Source organism: Streptomyces prunicolor (assembly GCF_045162825.1).
In the GTDB taxonomy this organism is placed as follows: domain Bacteria; phylum Actinomycetota; class Actinomycetes; order Streptomycetales; family Streptomycetaceae; genus Streptomyces; species Streptomyces prunicolor.
In genome coordinates this window covers 386806-402179 of record NZ_CP108676.1, presented here as the reverse complement: position 1 = coordinate 402179, position 15374 = coordinate 386806, and the positions used below count along the sequence as shown (strand labels likewise).

Genomic DNA, 15374 nt, shown 5'->3' with positions numbered 1-15374 from the left:
GCGGGGCGCCCGGAGCACAGTACACACCGTCATCGACCGCTCTCGCACGGTGTAGCAGGACTTCCCTTCGAAACTGACAGGCCTCTGTTCACTTCTGCGCCAAGTGTCTGAAATGGCGTGTGGGGAAAGAGAGTTGAGCCGCTAGGGTCGGTGCATCGTGCACGAAGGGGGAGCGGTGTGACGGGCGTCGCGCGGTGGCTGGACGGCATCGAGGAACAGGCCGCCGGGCTCCTTCCGCCGGAGATCTACGCCTACTTCCGCAGAGGAGCGGGGCAAGGGCTCAGCGTCGCCGAGGCCGCCCCGTCCTGGGACGGATTCCGGTTGCGCCCGCACATCCTGCGGGACGTGTCCCGGTGCGAGACCTCAACGACCGTACTGGGCACGGCAGTCGACACGCCGGTCCTCATCGCCCCGAGCGCCTTGCAACGCCGCGCCCACCCCGACGGCGAGGCGGCCACCTCGCTCGGCGCCGCCGGTGCGGGCTCGCTGCTCGCGGTGACCTCGAACACCGCGGTCCCGTTCTCGGCCCTGGAGCCCTCGGGCGCGCCGTGGTGGGTGCAGGTGTACGTGGCCCGCGACCGCTCCCTGACCGAGGAGACGCTCCGGCGAGCCGTGGCGGCCGGCGCCCGGGCGGTCGTCCTGACCGCCGACACCCCCGTCATCGGCTCGCACGGCAAACTTGGCGCGCATGTCGCCGACTTCGTGGACCCGGAGGACCTGTACGGCAACGTCACCGGCATCCCCGACCGGGAGGCCGCCGAGCACGCGCCGGACCTCACCCCGGACGTCATCACCTGGCTGCGCGACCTGACCGGGCTCCCGGTCGTCGTCAAGGGCGTCCTGCGCGGCGACGACGCCCGCGCCTTCGTGGACGCGGGCGCCGCCGGACTGATCGTCTCCAACCACGGCGGCCGCCAGCTCGACGGGCTGATCCCGACCGCCTGGGCGTTGCCGGAGGTGGTCGACGCCGTCGCCGGGACGGGCGCCGAGGTGTACGTGGACGGCGGACTGCGCCGGGGCACCCACATCTTCGCCGCGCTCGCCCTCGGAGCCCGAGCGGTGTTCGTCGGCCGTCCGACCCTGTGGGCCCTGTCCCTGGCCGGCGCGGAGGGTGTGACCCGTCTGATCGGGGACCTGACGGCGGAACTGGTCGAGACGATGCGGCTGACGGGGGTGGCGGAACTCCCGGCGATCGGGCGGGACTTGCTGCACTTGCCGGTCGACGTGAGCCGTTCGGTCGGAGCACCGCACGGCCGCTGATCCTCCCGGTGCGCAGCCGCCGGTGCGCGAGGGGAGCCGCGTCCAGCGTGCATGTCTCCGTGTGGACCGGCGCTTCGAAGGAGAGGCGGGCGGAGCCCATGGACGGGGCGCCGTCGCCGATGCCACCGGTGAGCCCAGGGACCGCCTCGGCGGCCTGGCGAGATTCGCGGCCCGGCGAGATTCGCGGCCCGGCGAGACTCATGGCCCGGTAGGGCGCGAGCGTGAATCGATCGTCGCCGCAATTGATTCCGCAGCCACACCTTGCTTGCTCGCCCCTTTCAGTCATATGGTCCGGACATTCCGTCGTCGACGCCACCGAGGTACCCCATGGACCGCACCCGCCTAAAGGACCTCCTCGCCCGCGAGAGCGCCGACGCCGAGCGGCTCAACCCGCGCTCGAAGGCCGCCTACGCACGCGCCGAGCATCTCTTCGGGCGGGTGCCGATGACCTGGATGAACAAGACCGCCGGCGCCTTCCCCCGCTACCTCGACACCGCCCGGGGCGCCCGCGTCACCGACATCGACGGCCACGAGTACATCGACTTCAGCCTCGGCGACACCGGCGCGATGGCCGGCCACTCGCCAGCCGTCGTCGCGGAGGCGGTGCAACGCCGGTTCGCCGAGCAAGGCGGCGCTACGGCCATGCTGCCCACGGAGGACGCCGAGTGGGTCGGCGCCGAGCTCACCCGCCGCTTCGGACTCGCCCGCTGGAGCTTCGCGCTGACCGCGACCGACGCCAACCGCTGGGCGATCCGGCTCGCCCGTGCCGTCACCGGCCGCCCCAAGATCCTGGTGAACAGCTACAGCTACCACGGCAGCGTCGACGAGTCGCTCATCGTCGTCGGACCGGACGGACACGGCACCGCCCGCCCCGGCAACGTCGGCGCCCCCTGCGATGTCACGCTCACCAGCCGCGTCGCCGAGTTCAACGATCTCGCCCAGCTGGAACGGGAGTTGGCGCACGCCGACGTCGCCGCCGTCCTCATGGAACCCGCGCTCACCAACATCGGCATCGTGCTGCCCGAGCCCGGCTACCTGGCCGCCGTACGCGAACTGACCAGGAAATACGGCACGTTGCTCATCAACGACGAGACCCACACGTTCTCCGCGGGACCGGGTGGCTGCACCGCCGCCTGGGATCTCGAACCCGACCTGCTCACCATCGGCAAGGCGATCGGCGGCGGCATCCCGGCCGGTGCCTACGGCCTCTCCGCCGAACTCGCCGATCGTTTGCTCGGCCGCGCAGATCTCGACCTGGTCGACATGGGCGGCGTCGGCGGCACCCTCGCGGGCAACGCGCTCTCCGTCGCCGCGATGCGCGCAACGCTCGAACACGTCCTGACCGACGAGGCGTTCGCCCACATGGCGAAGCTCTCCGAACGCTTCGCGGCGGGCGTGCAGCAGGGCATCGACGCCCACGAGCTGCCCTGGACGGTGAGCCGCCTCGGCGCCCGCAGTGAATACCGCTTCGCCTCCCCGGCACCACGCACCGGCACCGAGTCCGAAGCGGCCGGCGACCCGGAGCTGGAGGACTTCCTCCACCTCTACCTCGCCAACCGGGGCATCCTGCTCACCCCGTTCCACAGCATGGCGCTCATGTGCCCCGACACCACCGAGCAGGACGTGGACACCCACACCCGGGTCTTCGCCGACGCGCTCGCCGAACTGGCCCACTGATACAGGGAGTTGGAGACAAGCGCGTGGACGACATCGACCGGGCCATCCTGCGCGAGCTGCAGACCGACGGACGTATCGCGTACGCCGATCTCGGACCGAAGGTCGGACTGTCCGCCTCGGCCGCCCGCCAGCGGCTCCAACGCCTGTTGGATTCCAAGGCGGTTCAGGTCGTCGGGGTGACGGACCCGATGGCCATGGGCGGGCAGGCCATGGCGATGCTCGGCATCGAGGTGGACGGCGACCCGCGTGCCGTAGCCGACCAACTCGCCCTGCGCGACGAGGTGGTGTACTCCGTGCTCACCTCCGGCGGCTTCGACCTGTTCGCCGAGGTGGTCACCCCGGGGCCACGGGATCTGCTCGACTTCGTCAACGACGTCGTGCGGCCGATCGAAGGAGTGCGGAGCGTCCGGTCGTTCCCGTACTTCGGCATCCACACGCATCGGTTCCTGTGGGACGTGGGCTGACCCGCGCCAAAGAAGCCAACGGGGCCAACGGGACCAACGGGGCGAAAGGAGCCCGAGATGCCGGAGTGATCCCGTAGGCGTCTAATGGGGATGTCGGAAATGTCACCCGGCGGAAAAGGCCGAGGCCATGGCGCCCACGGAATCCAACGCAGGGGACGGCCGGACGGCTGCCAAGGGGATGTTGCGGCGGCTGGGGGAGTGGTGTGCCCGGCACTTCGTGATCGTCATCGTCGCCTGGCTCGTCGCGCTGGCCGCGCTCCAGGTCCTCAACAGGTCCTTCGGGGGCGACTATTCGGACGACTTCTCGCTGTCCGGCGTACAGTCCCAGCACGGTTTGCAGGTACTCAAGGAGCACGACCCGGCGGCCGGCGGCTACAGCAGCCAGATCGTCCTGCACGACAAGGACAAGCAGCTCACCTCCCTGAACTCGCAGATGTCCGAGACCGTCGGCGACCTGCAGAAACTCCCGCACGTCCTGTCGGTGCAGAACCCGCTGCCACAGCCCGGAACGCAGCCACCGACATCCACGAGCCCGAACGTCGGACCCCTCTCCTCCGACGCGAAGACCGCGTACATCACCATCCGCTTCGACGTACAGCCGTCCACCCTCGGCGACGGCTACCTCCACGGCGTCGACACCTCCGTGAAGCCGCTGCGCGCGGCCGGCGCCCAGGTCGAGTACGGCGGACCACTCGGCGAACTGGCCCGACCCGCCGCCGACGACCGGATCAGCGAACTCATCGGGTTCGCCGTGGCGATCGTCGTCCTGCTGATCGGCTTCGGCAGTGTGGTCGCCGCCGCGATGCCTCTGGTCACCGCGCTGATCAGTGTGATCGGCGGACTCGCGTGCCTGGGGCTGCTGGCGGCGGCGTTCACCTTCGCGACGGTGTCACCGACTCTCGCGACGATGATCGGTATCGGGGTCGGCATCGACTACGCCCTGTTCCTCATCACCCGGCACCGGCAGAACCTCATGAACGGCTCCGATCCCGTGCGCGCCGCCGGGCAAGCAACGGCGACCAGCGGCCGGGCGGTGCTCGTCTCGGGCTGCACCGTGATCATCGCGCTCGCCGGACTGTTCGTGTCCGGCGTGCCGTTCATCGGCAAACTCGGGCTCGCCGCCGCCGTGACGGTCGTGTCGGCGGTCATCGGCGCGCTCACCCTCGTACCCGCCCTGCTCGGGCTCCTCGGCAAGCGGATCGACCGCTACCGGGTACGCCGCCCGGTCGCCGAGACCGACGCCGCGCCGGGCGCCGAACCCACGGGCACCTGGCACCGGTACGCGCAGCGCGTGGAACACCGGCCGTGGACGTTCCTCGCGGCAGGCGTCGCGGCCGTGGTCGTCCTCGCGATCCCGGTGTTCTCGCTCCAGCTCGGCCACATCGGCGACGGCGCGGACCCCACCTCGTTCACGGACCGCCGCGCCTTCGACCTGATGACCGACGCCTTCGGCCCCGGTTCCAACGGCCCCCTCACCATCGTGATCGACCAGACGGGCGTCCCGACCTCCCAGCGCTCGACCCTCTCCAGCCAGGCCCAGAAGACCCTCGACGGGGTGCAGGGCGCCGCCAAGGTCACCCCGCTGACGACCACCAAGGACGGCGACGTCCTCGTCGGCACCGTCTACTCCAAGCAGTCCCCGCAGAGCGCCGACACCACCGACCTCACCAACCGGCTCGTCCACAACACTCTCCCGGACGCGGTCTCGGGCACCTCCGCCAAGGGCTACGTCACCGGTACCACGGCCGCCCAGGTCGACTTCCGCGACATCGTGTCGAGCCGACTGCCCCTGATCATCGGCGTGGTGGTCGCCCTGGCCTTCCTGATCATCCTCGCCGTCTTCCGCGGCCTCCTCGTCGCCCTGAAGGCGGCCGTCCTCAACGTGCTCTCCATCGCCGCCTCCTACGGCGTCGTCGTCGCCGTCTTCCAGTGGGGCTGGGGCGGCCCCGCGCTGGGCGTCTCCGGCAAGGTCCCCATCGAGAGCTACGTCCCGATGATGATGTTCGCGATCATCTTCGGCCTGAGCATGGACTACGAGATCTTCCTGCTCTCCCGCGTCCACGAGGCCTGGCTGCGCACCGGGGACGCCGAAGCGTCGGTCGCCCATGCCCTGGAGATCACCGCGCGCGTCATCACCTGCGCCGCGCTGATCATGGTCAGCGTCTTCGCGGCCTTCGTCGTCAGCGACAACATCGTGGTCAAGATGCTCGGGCTCGGCCTGGCCGTCAGCGTCCTGATCGACGCGACCGTCGTACGCCTGCTGATGGTGCCCGCCGTCATGACCCTGCTGGGTCGGCACGCGTGGTGGACACCCCGATTCCTGGACCGGATCCTGCCGCACATCGACGCGGAGGGCGATCACGAGCAGCAGGCGTGAGCCTCAACTCCCGTACGGCGTCTCAGCTGTTGAACGGGCGTGCCCCGGGCGTCAGCACGAGCATCGTCACATCGTCCCGGATCTCCGGTGAGTGCCGCAGCAGGTCGGCCCACACCAGCTCCGTCATCAAGGGCGCCTCGTGGTCGGCGAGTTGGGTCAGTCGCTCGACGAGAGGATAGAAGGAGCCGCCCGTGTCCCGCGCCTCCCACACCCCGTCGGAGGCGAGGAACAGCCGGTCCCCGGGCCGCAGTTGGACACTCACCCCGCTCGGCGGACCGGCGTCGGACAGCCCGAGACCGAGCGGCGTCCACGCCTCGACGCCGATCTCCGTGACCCGTCCCGCGCGCAGCAGCACCGGCGACGGATGCCCGCAGGCCACGATCCGCACCGCACCCGCGTCCGCCGTGAACTCCAGCAGCAGTGCCGTGGCGAACAGCTCCGCGTGCGCCGACCGCGCCGAGTCCACCACCAGCCGCCGGTCCAGCCGCGCCGCGACCGCCTCCAGGTCCGGCAGATCGAGCACCGCCTCCCGGAACGCGCCCAGCAGCGACGCCACCGTCGAGACGGCCGACAGCCCGTGCCCCTGCACATCGCCCATGACCGCCCGCACGCCGTACGGCCCGTCCCGTACGTCGAAGAAGTCCCCGCCGACCAGCGTCCCGCGCTGCGCCGCCCGGTACAGCCCCGCGCACCCCACCGGCCCGACCCGCTCCGGCAACGGCGGCACGACGGCCCGCTGCGCCGCCTCGGCGACCGTGCGCTCCAGGTCCAGCTGGGCATCACGGCGACTGCGGACGAAGGACACGAACACGCTCAGCACCGCGACGAACAGGATCGTCAGCAGATCGGTCTCACCGGGATCGTTGAGATGGAACGCCGGCACGGTCAGCAGGGCGACGGTGGCCGCGCCCAGCAGCGCGGTCGCGAGCGGCCCGTACGACAGCCCCGCCAGCGGCGGAATGGCGCCCAGCAGAAAGCCGATGTCGAGCGAGTGCGGGCTGACCAGCGTCGCCACGCACACCCCCACCACCAGCGCCCCCGGCAGCACCCGCACCCACCACGGCGCCGGCGCGCCCCGAAGCCACCCCCGCCGGGCCGGCTCCCGGACCCGGCGGAACGACGGCACGCGCACCTTTCCCACCCCACCACGCTCCTACGGCGGGACCGGCCCCGCACGCCGAGCGCCTGGTGCCGCCGTATCAAGGAGAGATCAATCGACAGATCAACCGAAACATCGGTCAGATCACGCAATATTCACCAATCCGCGGGGGTGGCCGCTCCGAATCCTCGAGCGTCAGGGAAGTTGGCATGGAGGACGGACGGTATGACACCTATCTTCAGGAGCGGTGCGGGGCGCAGGAGCCTCGCGACCCTCATAGCAGGTGCACTGGCCGCCGGGGGACTCGCAGCCGCCGGTGTGGCCACGCTGGAACCGGGGGCGGCTTCCGCCTCCAGTCACCGGGAGGCCCCGCTGATCTCGGGAAACCCCCGGTACGACAACACGGACGTGTACGCCTTCGTCAGTCCGGACAGCCCGGAGACGACGACGATCATCGCGGACTGGATCCCGTTCGAGGACCCGGCGGGCGGCCCGAACTTCTACACGTTCGCGGACGACGCCCAGTACGACATCCACATCGACAACAACGGTGACGCGCAGGGCGAACTGCTGCTGCGCTACACCTTCAAGACGCACACGAAGAACAAGAAGACGTTCCTGTACAACACGGGCTCGGTCACCAGCCTGGACGACCCGGACCTGAACGTCACGCAGACCTACGACATCGAGCTGTTCAAGCTGCACAACCAGAACGTGGTGTCGAAGAGGAAGCTCGCCGACGACGTACCGGTGGCTCCGTCGAACGTCGGCAAGGCGTCGATGCCGGACTACGACACGCTGCGCGGGCAGGCCGTCCGCAAGCTCTCCGACGGCGCCCGGACATTCGCCGGCCAGGCGGACGACCCGTTCTTCCTGGACCTGCGCGTGTTCGACCTGCTGTACGGCGGGAACCTCTCTGAAGTCGGCAACGACACCCTCAAGGGCTACAACGTCAACTCGGTCGCCCTGCAACTGCCCACCGACATGATCACCGCGTCGAAGGACCAGCCGGTCGTCGGTATCTGGTCGACCACCCAGCGAAAGAACGCCCAGGGTTCCTACGAGCAGGTCTCGCGGCTGGGCAACCCGCTGGTCAACGAGGTCGTCAACCCGCTGAAGGACAAGGACAGGTTCAACGCGGACTCGCCGTGGAACGACGGTCAGTTCCTGAAGAACGTGACCGATCCGGAGCTGCCGAAGCTCATGGAGGCCATCTACAAGATCAAGGCGCCCGCGGAACCGCGTGACGATCTCGTCGACGTCTTCCTCAAGGGCGTCAAGGGCCTCAACCAGCCGCCGAACGTGCGACCGGCGGAGATGCTGCGCCTGAACACCTCGATCAAGCCGGCCGCGGACCCGAAACGGCTCGGTGTGCTCGACGGTGACAACGCGGGCTTCCCCAACGGGCGCCGGCTCACCGATGACGTCGTGGACATCTCGCTTCAGGTGGTCGAGGGCGAACTGGTCGGTTCCAAGAACGACTTGGGCGACGCGGTCGACGTCAACGACCAGAAGTTCGGCGACTCCTTCCCCTACCTGGCCGAGCCCGTCGCGGGTTCACGCGGCCCGCTCGCGAAGGGCACGACCGGTGGCAACAGCGTCCGCGACCAGGTCGGCAACGCCCTGTGGCCGGCCGACTCCGCCGACGGCACGCCCGACACCGGCCTGATCGCCGCGTCGGCGGCCTCGGGCGCGGCGGGGATCCTGCTGATCGGTGCAGGTCTGTTGTGGTGGCGTCGGCGCATGCAGCGGCTGAACTGAGCGGTACGGAACGGGAGAGGGCGGGGGCGGCGCTCCCGCCCTCTCCCGCCGGCATCTGCTCCTGGTCGGCGCCTGGCCGCCCGATGCGGCGCTAGAACGGCGTGAGTGTCAGCCGTATCCCCGTCGGCGCCATGTCCTGGACGTACGACGCGAAGTCCGCCACGTCGTCGAAGGCGAAGCCGTAGGCCTTGCCGTCGGCGGTGGCCGCGTGGATCGCCTTCGCGTAGTGGTTCGTGAGGTCGGTGGCGTAGAAACTCGACGCGTCGGTGGTCGGCTGGGCGGGGTTCGACAGGAGCGTCGAGCGGTTGAAGCCCGCGCCGAGGACGGCCGCGACCGGGCCCGTGGTGCCGTCGTTCGGGGCGGCCAGGTTGCCGTCGCAGAACAGCACGTCCCGCGTCGACGGCTTGGCGAACGAGACCGAGGCCGGGCCGGTGAAGGCGAACTGGCCGGCGCGCACCCGCCCGGTGAAGGCGCCCGCATTCGTGGTGACGGTGAGGTCCTTGCCGGTGTAGGTGCTCCACATCTCGTCGATGTACGGCGCGAAGTAGTCCGCGGCGAACAGGCCCGCGTCCAGCCCGTGCCCCGGCGCGATCACCCGCGTGTCGCTCACGATCAGCGGGGCGAACGCCTCGACCTTCCGTACCGCGTCGAACACCGACGCCCGGCCGCCGTCGCGCAGGGTGCCCGTCGTCTGGTCCTGCGCGCCGGTCAGCCGGATGCTCAACGGCACGCTGAACATGTCGACCATCGTCGTGTTGCAGAACATGCCGGACGCGTTGTGGGTGAACTCGGCGCAGTCGTGCAGGACTTGGTAGTTGGGGTCGGAGGTCACCCAGCCGGCCGGGTACTGCAGGGCCGGGTTGCCGTTGCCGTCCGCCACGGCCTTGAACTTGAGCTTCGCGCCGAGCGAGACGTAGATGCGGCCCGACAGGTACGGGAGCGAAATCGTCGTCTCCGCCCCGGAGTTGAGGCTGATCGCGTAGTCGGTGAAACCGTCGGCGCCGTTGTCCGAGAGCGCGATCGGCGCGATCGTCCCGTCGGGAGTGACCCGCACCTGCTTGCCGTCCACGTTTCCGACGATGTAGACGTGCACGTTGGCGTTGTCGAACGAACCGCTGTTGTTGACCAGTGTCAACGGAAGCGCACCGGCCTCAAGTGCGCTGGTCTCCATGGACTTTGTGTCCGCGAGGGCGTGCGGTGCGAGTGCCGCGAGGGCGGGCGCGGCCACCGCCGCGCCACCGAGGGCGAAGAGCAGCTTGCGGCGGCCGAGTGTGCGCTGATGGCGGGCGGTCGGGGGAGTCATGTGGGGGGACCTCCGGACGAGTCGGGCTGTTCGAAGCGAACGGTGCCGACACTTTGAGAGCGCTCTCACAGCGTGTGTCGGCACCGCCGCCGGGGCCCGATGTTACGCAGGACCGCGGGCTGGGCCAACGGTTCTGCGGGAAGTCGTCACCGCGCTGACCTGCGCAGACGTGGTGAGATGGGTGACTTAACCCGTACTTAAGGATCACTTAAGCGCCCGGCGAAGCGTTCACCCGTGCTTCATCACCCGTACCCGGGCTCCTCTTCCCTCCCATCGCGCGGCCTCCTAGCCTCACGACGCCCCCTGTCTTTTTCCGACTCCATGGCCCTTCCTCGTCCCTTCCTCGAAAGGCGACCTGACGCATGCGTCACCAACTCCTCGGCACGGCAAGACGGTTCGGTGTCAGAGCCGCGGCCGTGGCGGTCACCTCCGCACTCGCCGCGTCCGCCCCGCTCCCCGCCGTCGCGGCGGCCGTACCGTCCGTCCGGCCGTCCTCGCTCGTCGACCCGCTGATCGGCTCCAGCAACGGCGGCAACACCTACCCCGGCGCCACCCTCCCGTACGGCATGATCGCCTGGTCCCCGACCAGCACCACCGGCGACCAGACCAGCACGGGCGCCGCCAACGGGTACGAGTACGGCGCCACCCGCATCCGCGGCCTGAGCCTCACCCATGTCAACGGCGCCGGCTGCAACCCGGGCGCGGCGGGCGACGTACCGATCATGCCGTTCGTCGGCGACGTCACCTCGTCACCCTCGGCCGACACCAAGGACGCCGTGTACGCGTCGAACTTCTCGCACGCCGACGAGAAGGCCACCCCCGGCCGCTACACCCTCGGCCTCGCCTCCGGCGCCACCGCCGACCTGGCCGTCAGCAAGCGCGCCGGAGTCGCCGACTTCACCTTCCCCGCCGACCGCCCGGCGAGCCTGCTCTTCCGCGTCTCCAACTCCCTCAACGGCAGCCAGGACGCACACGTCGACATCGACACCGCCCACCAGAAGGTGACCGGCTGGGTGTACACGGGAGCCTTCTGCGGGCGCCGCGCCAACGGTGGCGTCAACAACCGCAAGAGCTACTACAAGCTCTATTTCAGCGCCTCCTTCGACCGTGTCTTCTCCTCCGTCGGCACCTGGCACGACAGCACCGTGTCACCCGGCTCGACGACCGCCTCCGGAGGCGAGGGTTACGCCACCGGCGCCGACCGCGCGGGACGCGGTTCCGGCGGCTGGGTCGGCTTCGACACCGCTTCTGACAACGATGTCCGCATGCGGATCGGGATCTCGTACGTCAGCCTCGGGGGAGCCGAGTCGAACCTGCGCCAGGAGATCGCCCCGCACGCGCGCGTGGCCGACGTGGCGAAGACCGGTGCCCGCGCCTGGGACCGCGAACTGAGCACCGTACGCGTCGACGGCGGCACCCCCGCACGCCGCCAGACCTTCTACACGGCGCTGTACCACGCCCTCATGCAGCCCAACCTGATCAGCGACGAGGACGGCCGCTACTGGGGCATGGATCAGGCCGTGCACCGACTCGCGCGCGGGCAGCGGGCGCAGTACAGCAACTTCTCCGGCTGGGACCAGTACCGCGCCCAGATACAGCTACTCGCCCTCCTCAAGCCCACCGTCGCGGGCGACTTCGCTCAATCGCTCTACAACTTCGCGAAACAGAACGGCGGCATCTGGGACCGCTGGGTGCACATCAGCGGCGCCACCCACGTCATGACGGGCGACCCGTCCGCCGCGACCCTGGCCACCTTCTACGCCATGGGCGTCCGCAACTTCGACTACCAGGGTGCCTTCGACTCCCTCGTCCACCAGGCCACCGTCCCCAACCCGGACGAACTCTCGGACGCCGGCTGCCCCGGCCAGTGCGTGGGCCAACGCCCCAACCTCGCCCAGTACATGACCTCCCACTACGCCGCCCAGGACGCGTGCCACTGCTGGGGCGGCGCCGCCGAGACCCTGGAGGACGCCGTCGCCGACTCCGCCCTCGGCCAGTGGGCGAAACTGCTCGGCCGCGACGCCGAGGCGAAGAGCTTCACCGAACGAGGCGCCTACTGGAGCAACGTCTTCAACCCCGCCACCGGCTACATCCAGGCCCGCAAGCTCGATGGCTCCTGGGTGACCCCGTTCAACCCGGCGAGCGACCTCGGCTTCGCACAGGGCTCGGCCGCCGCGTACGTCTGGATGGTCCCGCAGGACGTCCAGGGGCTGGCCGAGGCGATGGGCGGACGCGAGGCGGCCGCCACCCGGCTCGACGGCTTCTTCCACACTGCCGACGGCGCGTGGTCGGTCCGGGGCGGCGACGCATTGCGCTACGACCCGACCAACGAGCCCGACATCCACGCCCCCTGGCTCTACGACTCCCTCGGCCAGCCCTGGAAGACGCAGGCGACCGTCCGCCAGATCCTCGACACCGCCTACGGCACCGGCCCCAAGGGCCTGCCCGGCAACGACGACCTCGGCACCATGTCCGCCTGGTACGTCCTCTCCGCCCTAGGCATCTATCCGCGCACCCCGGGCAGCGCCGACCTGCTGCTCGGCGCCCCGCTCTTCCCGAAGGCGGTCGTGGACCGGCCCGGCCGCACGGACCTCGTCATCACCGCCCCCGACGCCGACGACACCCACCAGTACGTCGACGCCGTACGCCTCGACGGCCGTGACCTCACGCGCGCGTGGACCGGCGCCGGCCTGACGCTCAAGGGCGGCAGGCTGGACTTCCGGCTCGCCACCGAACCGAACACGAGCTGGGGGACCGACCCGGGACAACTTCCGAAGTGACGCGCATCGGGTGATGTACATCGGATGATGCGCACCGGTCCGGCGGAGTGGCGCTCCGCCGGGCCGGCCCGAAAATACGTTGGACGGGCGGGAGATCGATCCCCTAGCGTGTGCGTGCACGCCCTGAGACCAGCGGAAGGAGGCGAGTGCCATGAGGTTCACAACACCCCAGCGCTCCCTCCCCGTTGACCCGGCGTGACACGACGGATCTGACCGGGAGCGCTCCACGCAGTACCCCTCCCGGAGGAAACCCATGACCGATCTGGTCATCCGCGCGCTCGACGAGAGCGACGCCCACCTTTTCGACACCCTTCCCGACTCCATCGGCGCCCGCGCCGCACACGGCCAGACGACCTGGCGGCCCGACTGGCAGCGGGTGGCACTGCGCGACGGCACGGTCGTCGCGCGCGGCGCCTGGTGGGGCGGCCCGAACGACACCGAACCCCTCACCATCAACTGCTTCGACGTGATCGAGGGCGAGGCGGAGGCGGGCGCCGAACTCCTGCGCACCGCACCCTGGCGCGTCGGCGCGGAACTGAACCTCCCCGCCGGCTGGCGCGACAACCCCGAGCTCCGCGCCGCCGCCGAGACACGCTTCACCGCGCTGCGCGCGGCCGGTTACGACCTCCTGGTCGAGCGTTTCATCTACCGGTGGACCCCGGAGTGCGGCCTGCCCGAACGCCCCGGACGCCTCGTCTTCGCCCCCGAACCGGACGACGGCGTCTTCTTCGACGCCCTGCGCCGCATCCACTCCGTCTCCCTCGACGCCCATTCCCAACTGGCCATCCGACAAGGGGGAATCGACAAGGCCGCACAGGAGGAGATCGACTTCTTCCGCTGGTGCCCGTCCCCGCGTGAGTGGTGGCAGGTCGCCCGCACCCCCGAGGGAGACCTCGCAGGCATCCACATCCCGGCCCACAATCCGTCGGGCCCGTGCATCGGCTTCATCGGAGTCGTACCGGAACAGCGCGGCCACGGCTACGCCCGCGACCTGCTGGCCGAATGCACGCACTACCTCGTCGAGCGCGGCGCCGAGTTCATCGCCGCCGCCACGGACCAGGGCAACTTCCCGATGGCCGCGCACTTCGCCAAGGTCGGCTATCCGGTCATCCGGGAGCGGGCCAACTTCCATGTCGTCGAGTAGGCGCGCGGGAACGTAGGCGGACAGGACAGTCGCCCCGGCCCGCTCGCGATGCGATCCGGGGCGACTGTCAGTGCCGGGTGCCATGCTGGCGGCAGGTCGATCTACGGCGGGATGGAGGCGGGCATGGGATTCGTCGGCGAGGTCTGGCAGGTGCGCAGGGGCGAGGAGCCGGTCGGGGAGATCCTGATCGACGACGCCGACTTCCCCTGGCTTTCGGGCAAGTTCACCGCCGGTCCGGCGTTCGGTGACGTGGAGGAGCTCTTCGCTCGCGAACTGGCTCTGACGAAGGCGGACGACGACGGGCACTGGGCACGGTGGGAGGAGGCCTACGACGAGATCAGCCGACAGGTGACGCTGACCTCGCCGGACGGTCCCGTTCCCGAGTTCCTGCTGCACATCGAGGGGGAGCGGGCCTGGTTCCGGTGGAACGACGAGCCGTTCGGCGAGGACGAAGAGTCCGGTGACGAGTGATCAGGTGAGCCGTCGGGCGACCGATCAGACAGCCTCGCTGTCCACCATCGCTTCGGCCTCGGCCAGGATCTCGGTGACCCGCTGCGCGAATACGGCGTCGCAGGGGTGCGGTCGGCCCGTGCGTACGGCCTCGCTCAGCGCGTCGGCGGCCCGCACCAGGGCGGACACCGCAGTGCCCGAGCTGTCCGGAAGGCTGGTCACCCCGGCCTCCCCGCGCAGTTCGACGGTGGCTCCCGCCGCCGCGGTCGGTGCCGTGAGGCTGAGCGTCAGGGTGCTGGACGCCCCGCCCTCGTGGTCGAGGATCAACAGGGCCGTGTCGCCCGGGCCCCGTACGGCGGCGGCCACCCGGCGGACGTCACCAAGGACCGGCAGCAACACGGACAGGGCATGCGGGCCCACGTCCCACAGCGCGCCCTTCTCCTGCCGCCAGGGCGAGGCCGCGAACGGACTGTCGCTGGTGAACACCGAGCCGAGCCATTCGGCCCGAGCCGTGAACCAACCCCCGGCGGCGGCCTGTTCGGTCACCCACGCCTCGGTCTCCGGCTGGAAGCGGGTGGTGAAGAACACGACCGACGCGACCCCGGCCTCCCGCACCGCGTCGACCACGGCCCGCCCCTGCTCCACCGTCGGCGCCAGGGGCTTGTCCAGCAGCAGATGGCATCCCGCCCGCGCGGCCCGCACCGCCAACTCGGCCTGTACGGACGGCGGCAGCGCCACGGCGACGGCGTCCACGTCCGCGAGCAGGGCGTCGACATCGTCGTAGGCCGGTACGCCGTGCGCGTCGGCGAGTTCCTTGGCGGCGTCGGGTCGGCGACCCCACACGCCCGCGAAGTCCCAGGCGTCGTGCCCACTGAGGGCGGGGGCGTGTGCCATCTGAGCCCAAGGGCCGGTGCCGAGCAGTCCGATGCGCATAGCGCTGCCTTTCCACGGTCGAACCTGGTGACGCGACCGGAGTCATGACGATCGGCCGGTCGCCGGTGAGCGTGCCACATGAACAGGGCAGGTGCGCAAGCCCTTCCTGTCCCGCGGCGCATGCTC

The 15374-nt window shown here is 70.2% G+C and carries 11 protein-coding genes; 8 read left to right on the top strand and 3 right to left on the bottom strand.

Going from position 1 to position 15374, the window contains the following annotated elements:
• The first annotated feature begins 177 nt into the window (after positions 1-177).
• The 4 genes from OG588_RS01755 (at position 178) to OG588_RS01740 (ending at position 5778) form a co-directional block, all read left to right on the top strand.
• Positions 178-1260 carry an alpha-hydroxy acid oxidase gene (locus OG588_RS01755; RefSeq protein ID WP_405945714.1) on the top strand — a complete coding sequence of 361 codons (1083 nt, stop codon included), beginning with the start codon at positions 178-180 and terminating at the stop codon, positions 1258-1260.
• A gap of 327 nt (positions 1261-1587) precedes the next feature.
• Positions 1588-2937, top strand: coding sequence for a transaminase (locus tag OG588_RS01750; RefSeq protein ID WP_405945713.1), 1350 nt, complete (start codon positions 1588-1590; stop codon positions 2935-2937).
• A gap of 23 nt (positions 2938-2960) precedes the next feature.
• Positions 2961-3401 (top strand): Lrp/AsnC family transcriptional regulator, encoded by a 441-nt coding sequence (locus OG588_RS01745; protein ID WP_019056942.1) that lies wholly within the window; start codon positions 2961-2963, stop codon positions 3399-3401.
• 127 nt (positions 3402-3528) lie between these two features.
• Complete coding sequence (locus OG588_RS01740) at positions 3529-5778, top strand: MMPL family transporter (RefSeq protein ID WP_405945712.1); 2250 nt, start codon at positions 3529-3531, stop codon at positions 5776-5778.
• A gap of 22 nt (positions 5779-5800) precedes the next feature.
• Here the strand turns inward: OG588_RS01740 and OG588_RS01735 are convergent, their stop codons facing one another.
• Positions 5801-6919, bottom strand: a complete 1119-nt coding sequence (locus tag OG588_RS01735) for a PP2C family protein-serine/threonine phosphatase (protein ID WP_366095249.1) — start codon at positions 6917-6919, stop codon at positions 5801-5803.
• Between the two features lie 183 nt (positions 6920-7102).
• On the opposite strand from OG588_RS01735, the gene OG588_RS01730 reads away from it, so the two are divergent.
• Complete coding sequence (locus OG588_RS01730) at positions 7103-8638, top strand: DUF4331 domain-containing protein (protein WP_405945711.1); 1536 nt, start codon at positions 7103-7105, stop codon at positions 8636-8638.
• Between the two features lie 91 nt (positions 8639-8729).
• Here OG588_RS01730 and OG588_RS01725 read toward each other — a convergent pair whose 3' ends face one another.
• A complete protein-coding gene (locus OG588_RS01725; RefSeq protein ID WP_405945710.1) occupies positions 8730-9941 on the bottom strand; it encodes a beta-1,3-glucanase family protein in 1212 nt (403 codons plus the stop codon).
• 362 nt (positions 9942-10303) lie between these two features.
• Here OG588_RS01725 and OG588_RS01720 point away from each other — a divergent pair, with 362 nt between their 5' ends.
• From OG588_RS01720 to OG588_RS01710, 3 genes are all read left to right on the top strand, one after another.
• The gene (locus tag OG588_RS01720) at positions 10304-12721 is read left to right on the top strand and encodes a GH92 family glycosyl hydrolase (RefSeq protein ID WP_405945709.1); all 2418 of its coding nucleotides are present in this window, start codon (positions 10304-10306) and stop codon (positions 12719-12721) included.
• A 253-nt stretch (positions 12722-12974) separates the two neighbouring features.
• A complete protein-coding gene (locus OG588_RS01715) occupies positions 12975-13865 on the top strand; it encodes a GNAT family N-acetyltransferase (RefSeq protein WP_405945708.1) in 891 nt (296 codons plus the stop codon).
• Positions 13866-13988: 123 nt separating this feature from the next.
• The gene (locus OG588_RS01710; RefSeq protein WP_405945707.1) at positions 13989-14336 is read left to right on the top strand and encodes a hypothetical protein; all 348 of its coding nucleotides are present in this window, start codon (positions 13989-13991) and stop codon (positions 14334-14336) included.
• A gap of 24 nt (positions 14337-14360) precedes the next feature.
• Here the strand turns inward: OG588_RS01710 and OG588_RS01705 are convergent, their stop codons facing one another.
• Positions 14361-15248 carry a Gfo/Idh/MocA family protein gene (locus OG588_RS01705; RefSeq protein WP_405945706.1) on the bottom strand — a complete coding sequence of 296 codons (888 nt, stop codon included), beginning with the start codon at positions 15246-15248 and terminating at the stop codon, positions 14361-14363.
• Positions 15249-15374: the final 126 nt, after the last annotated feature.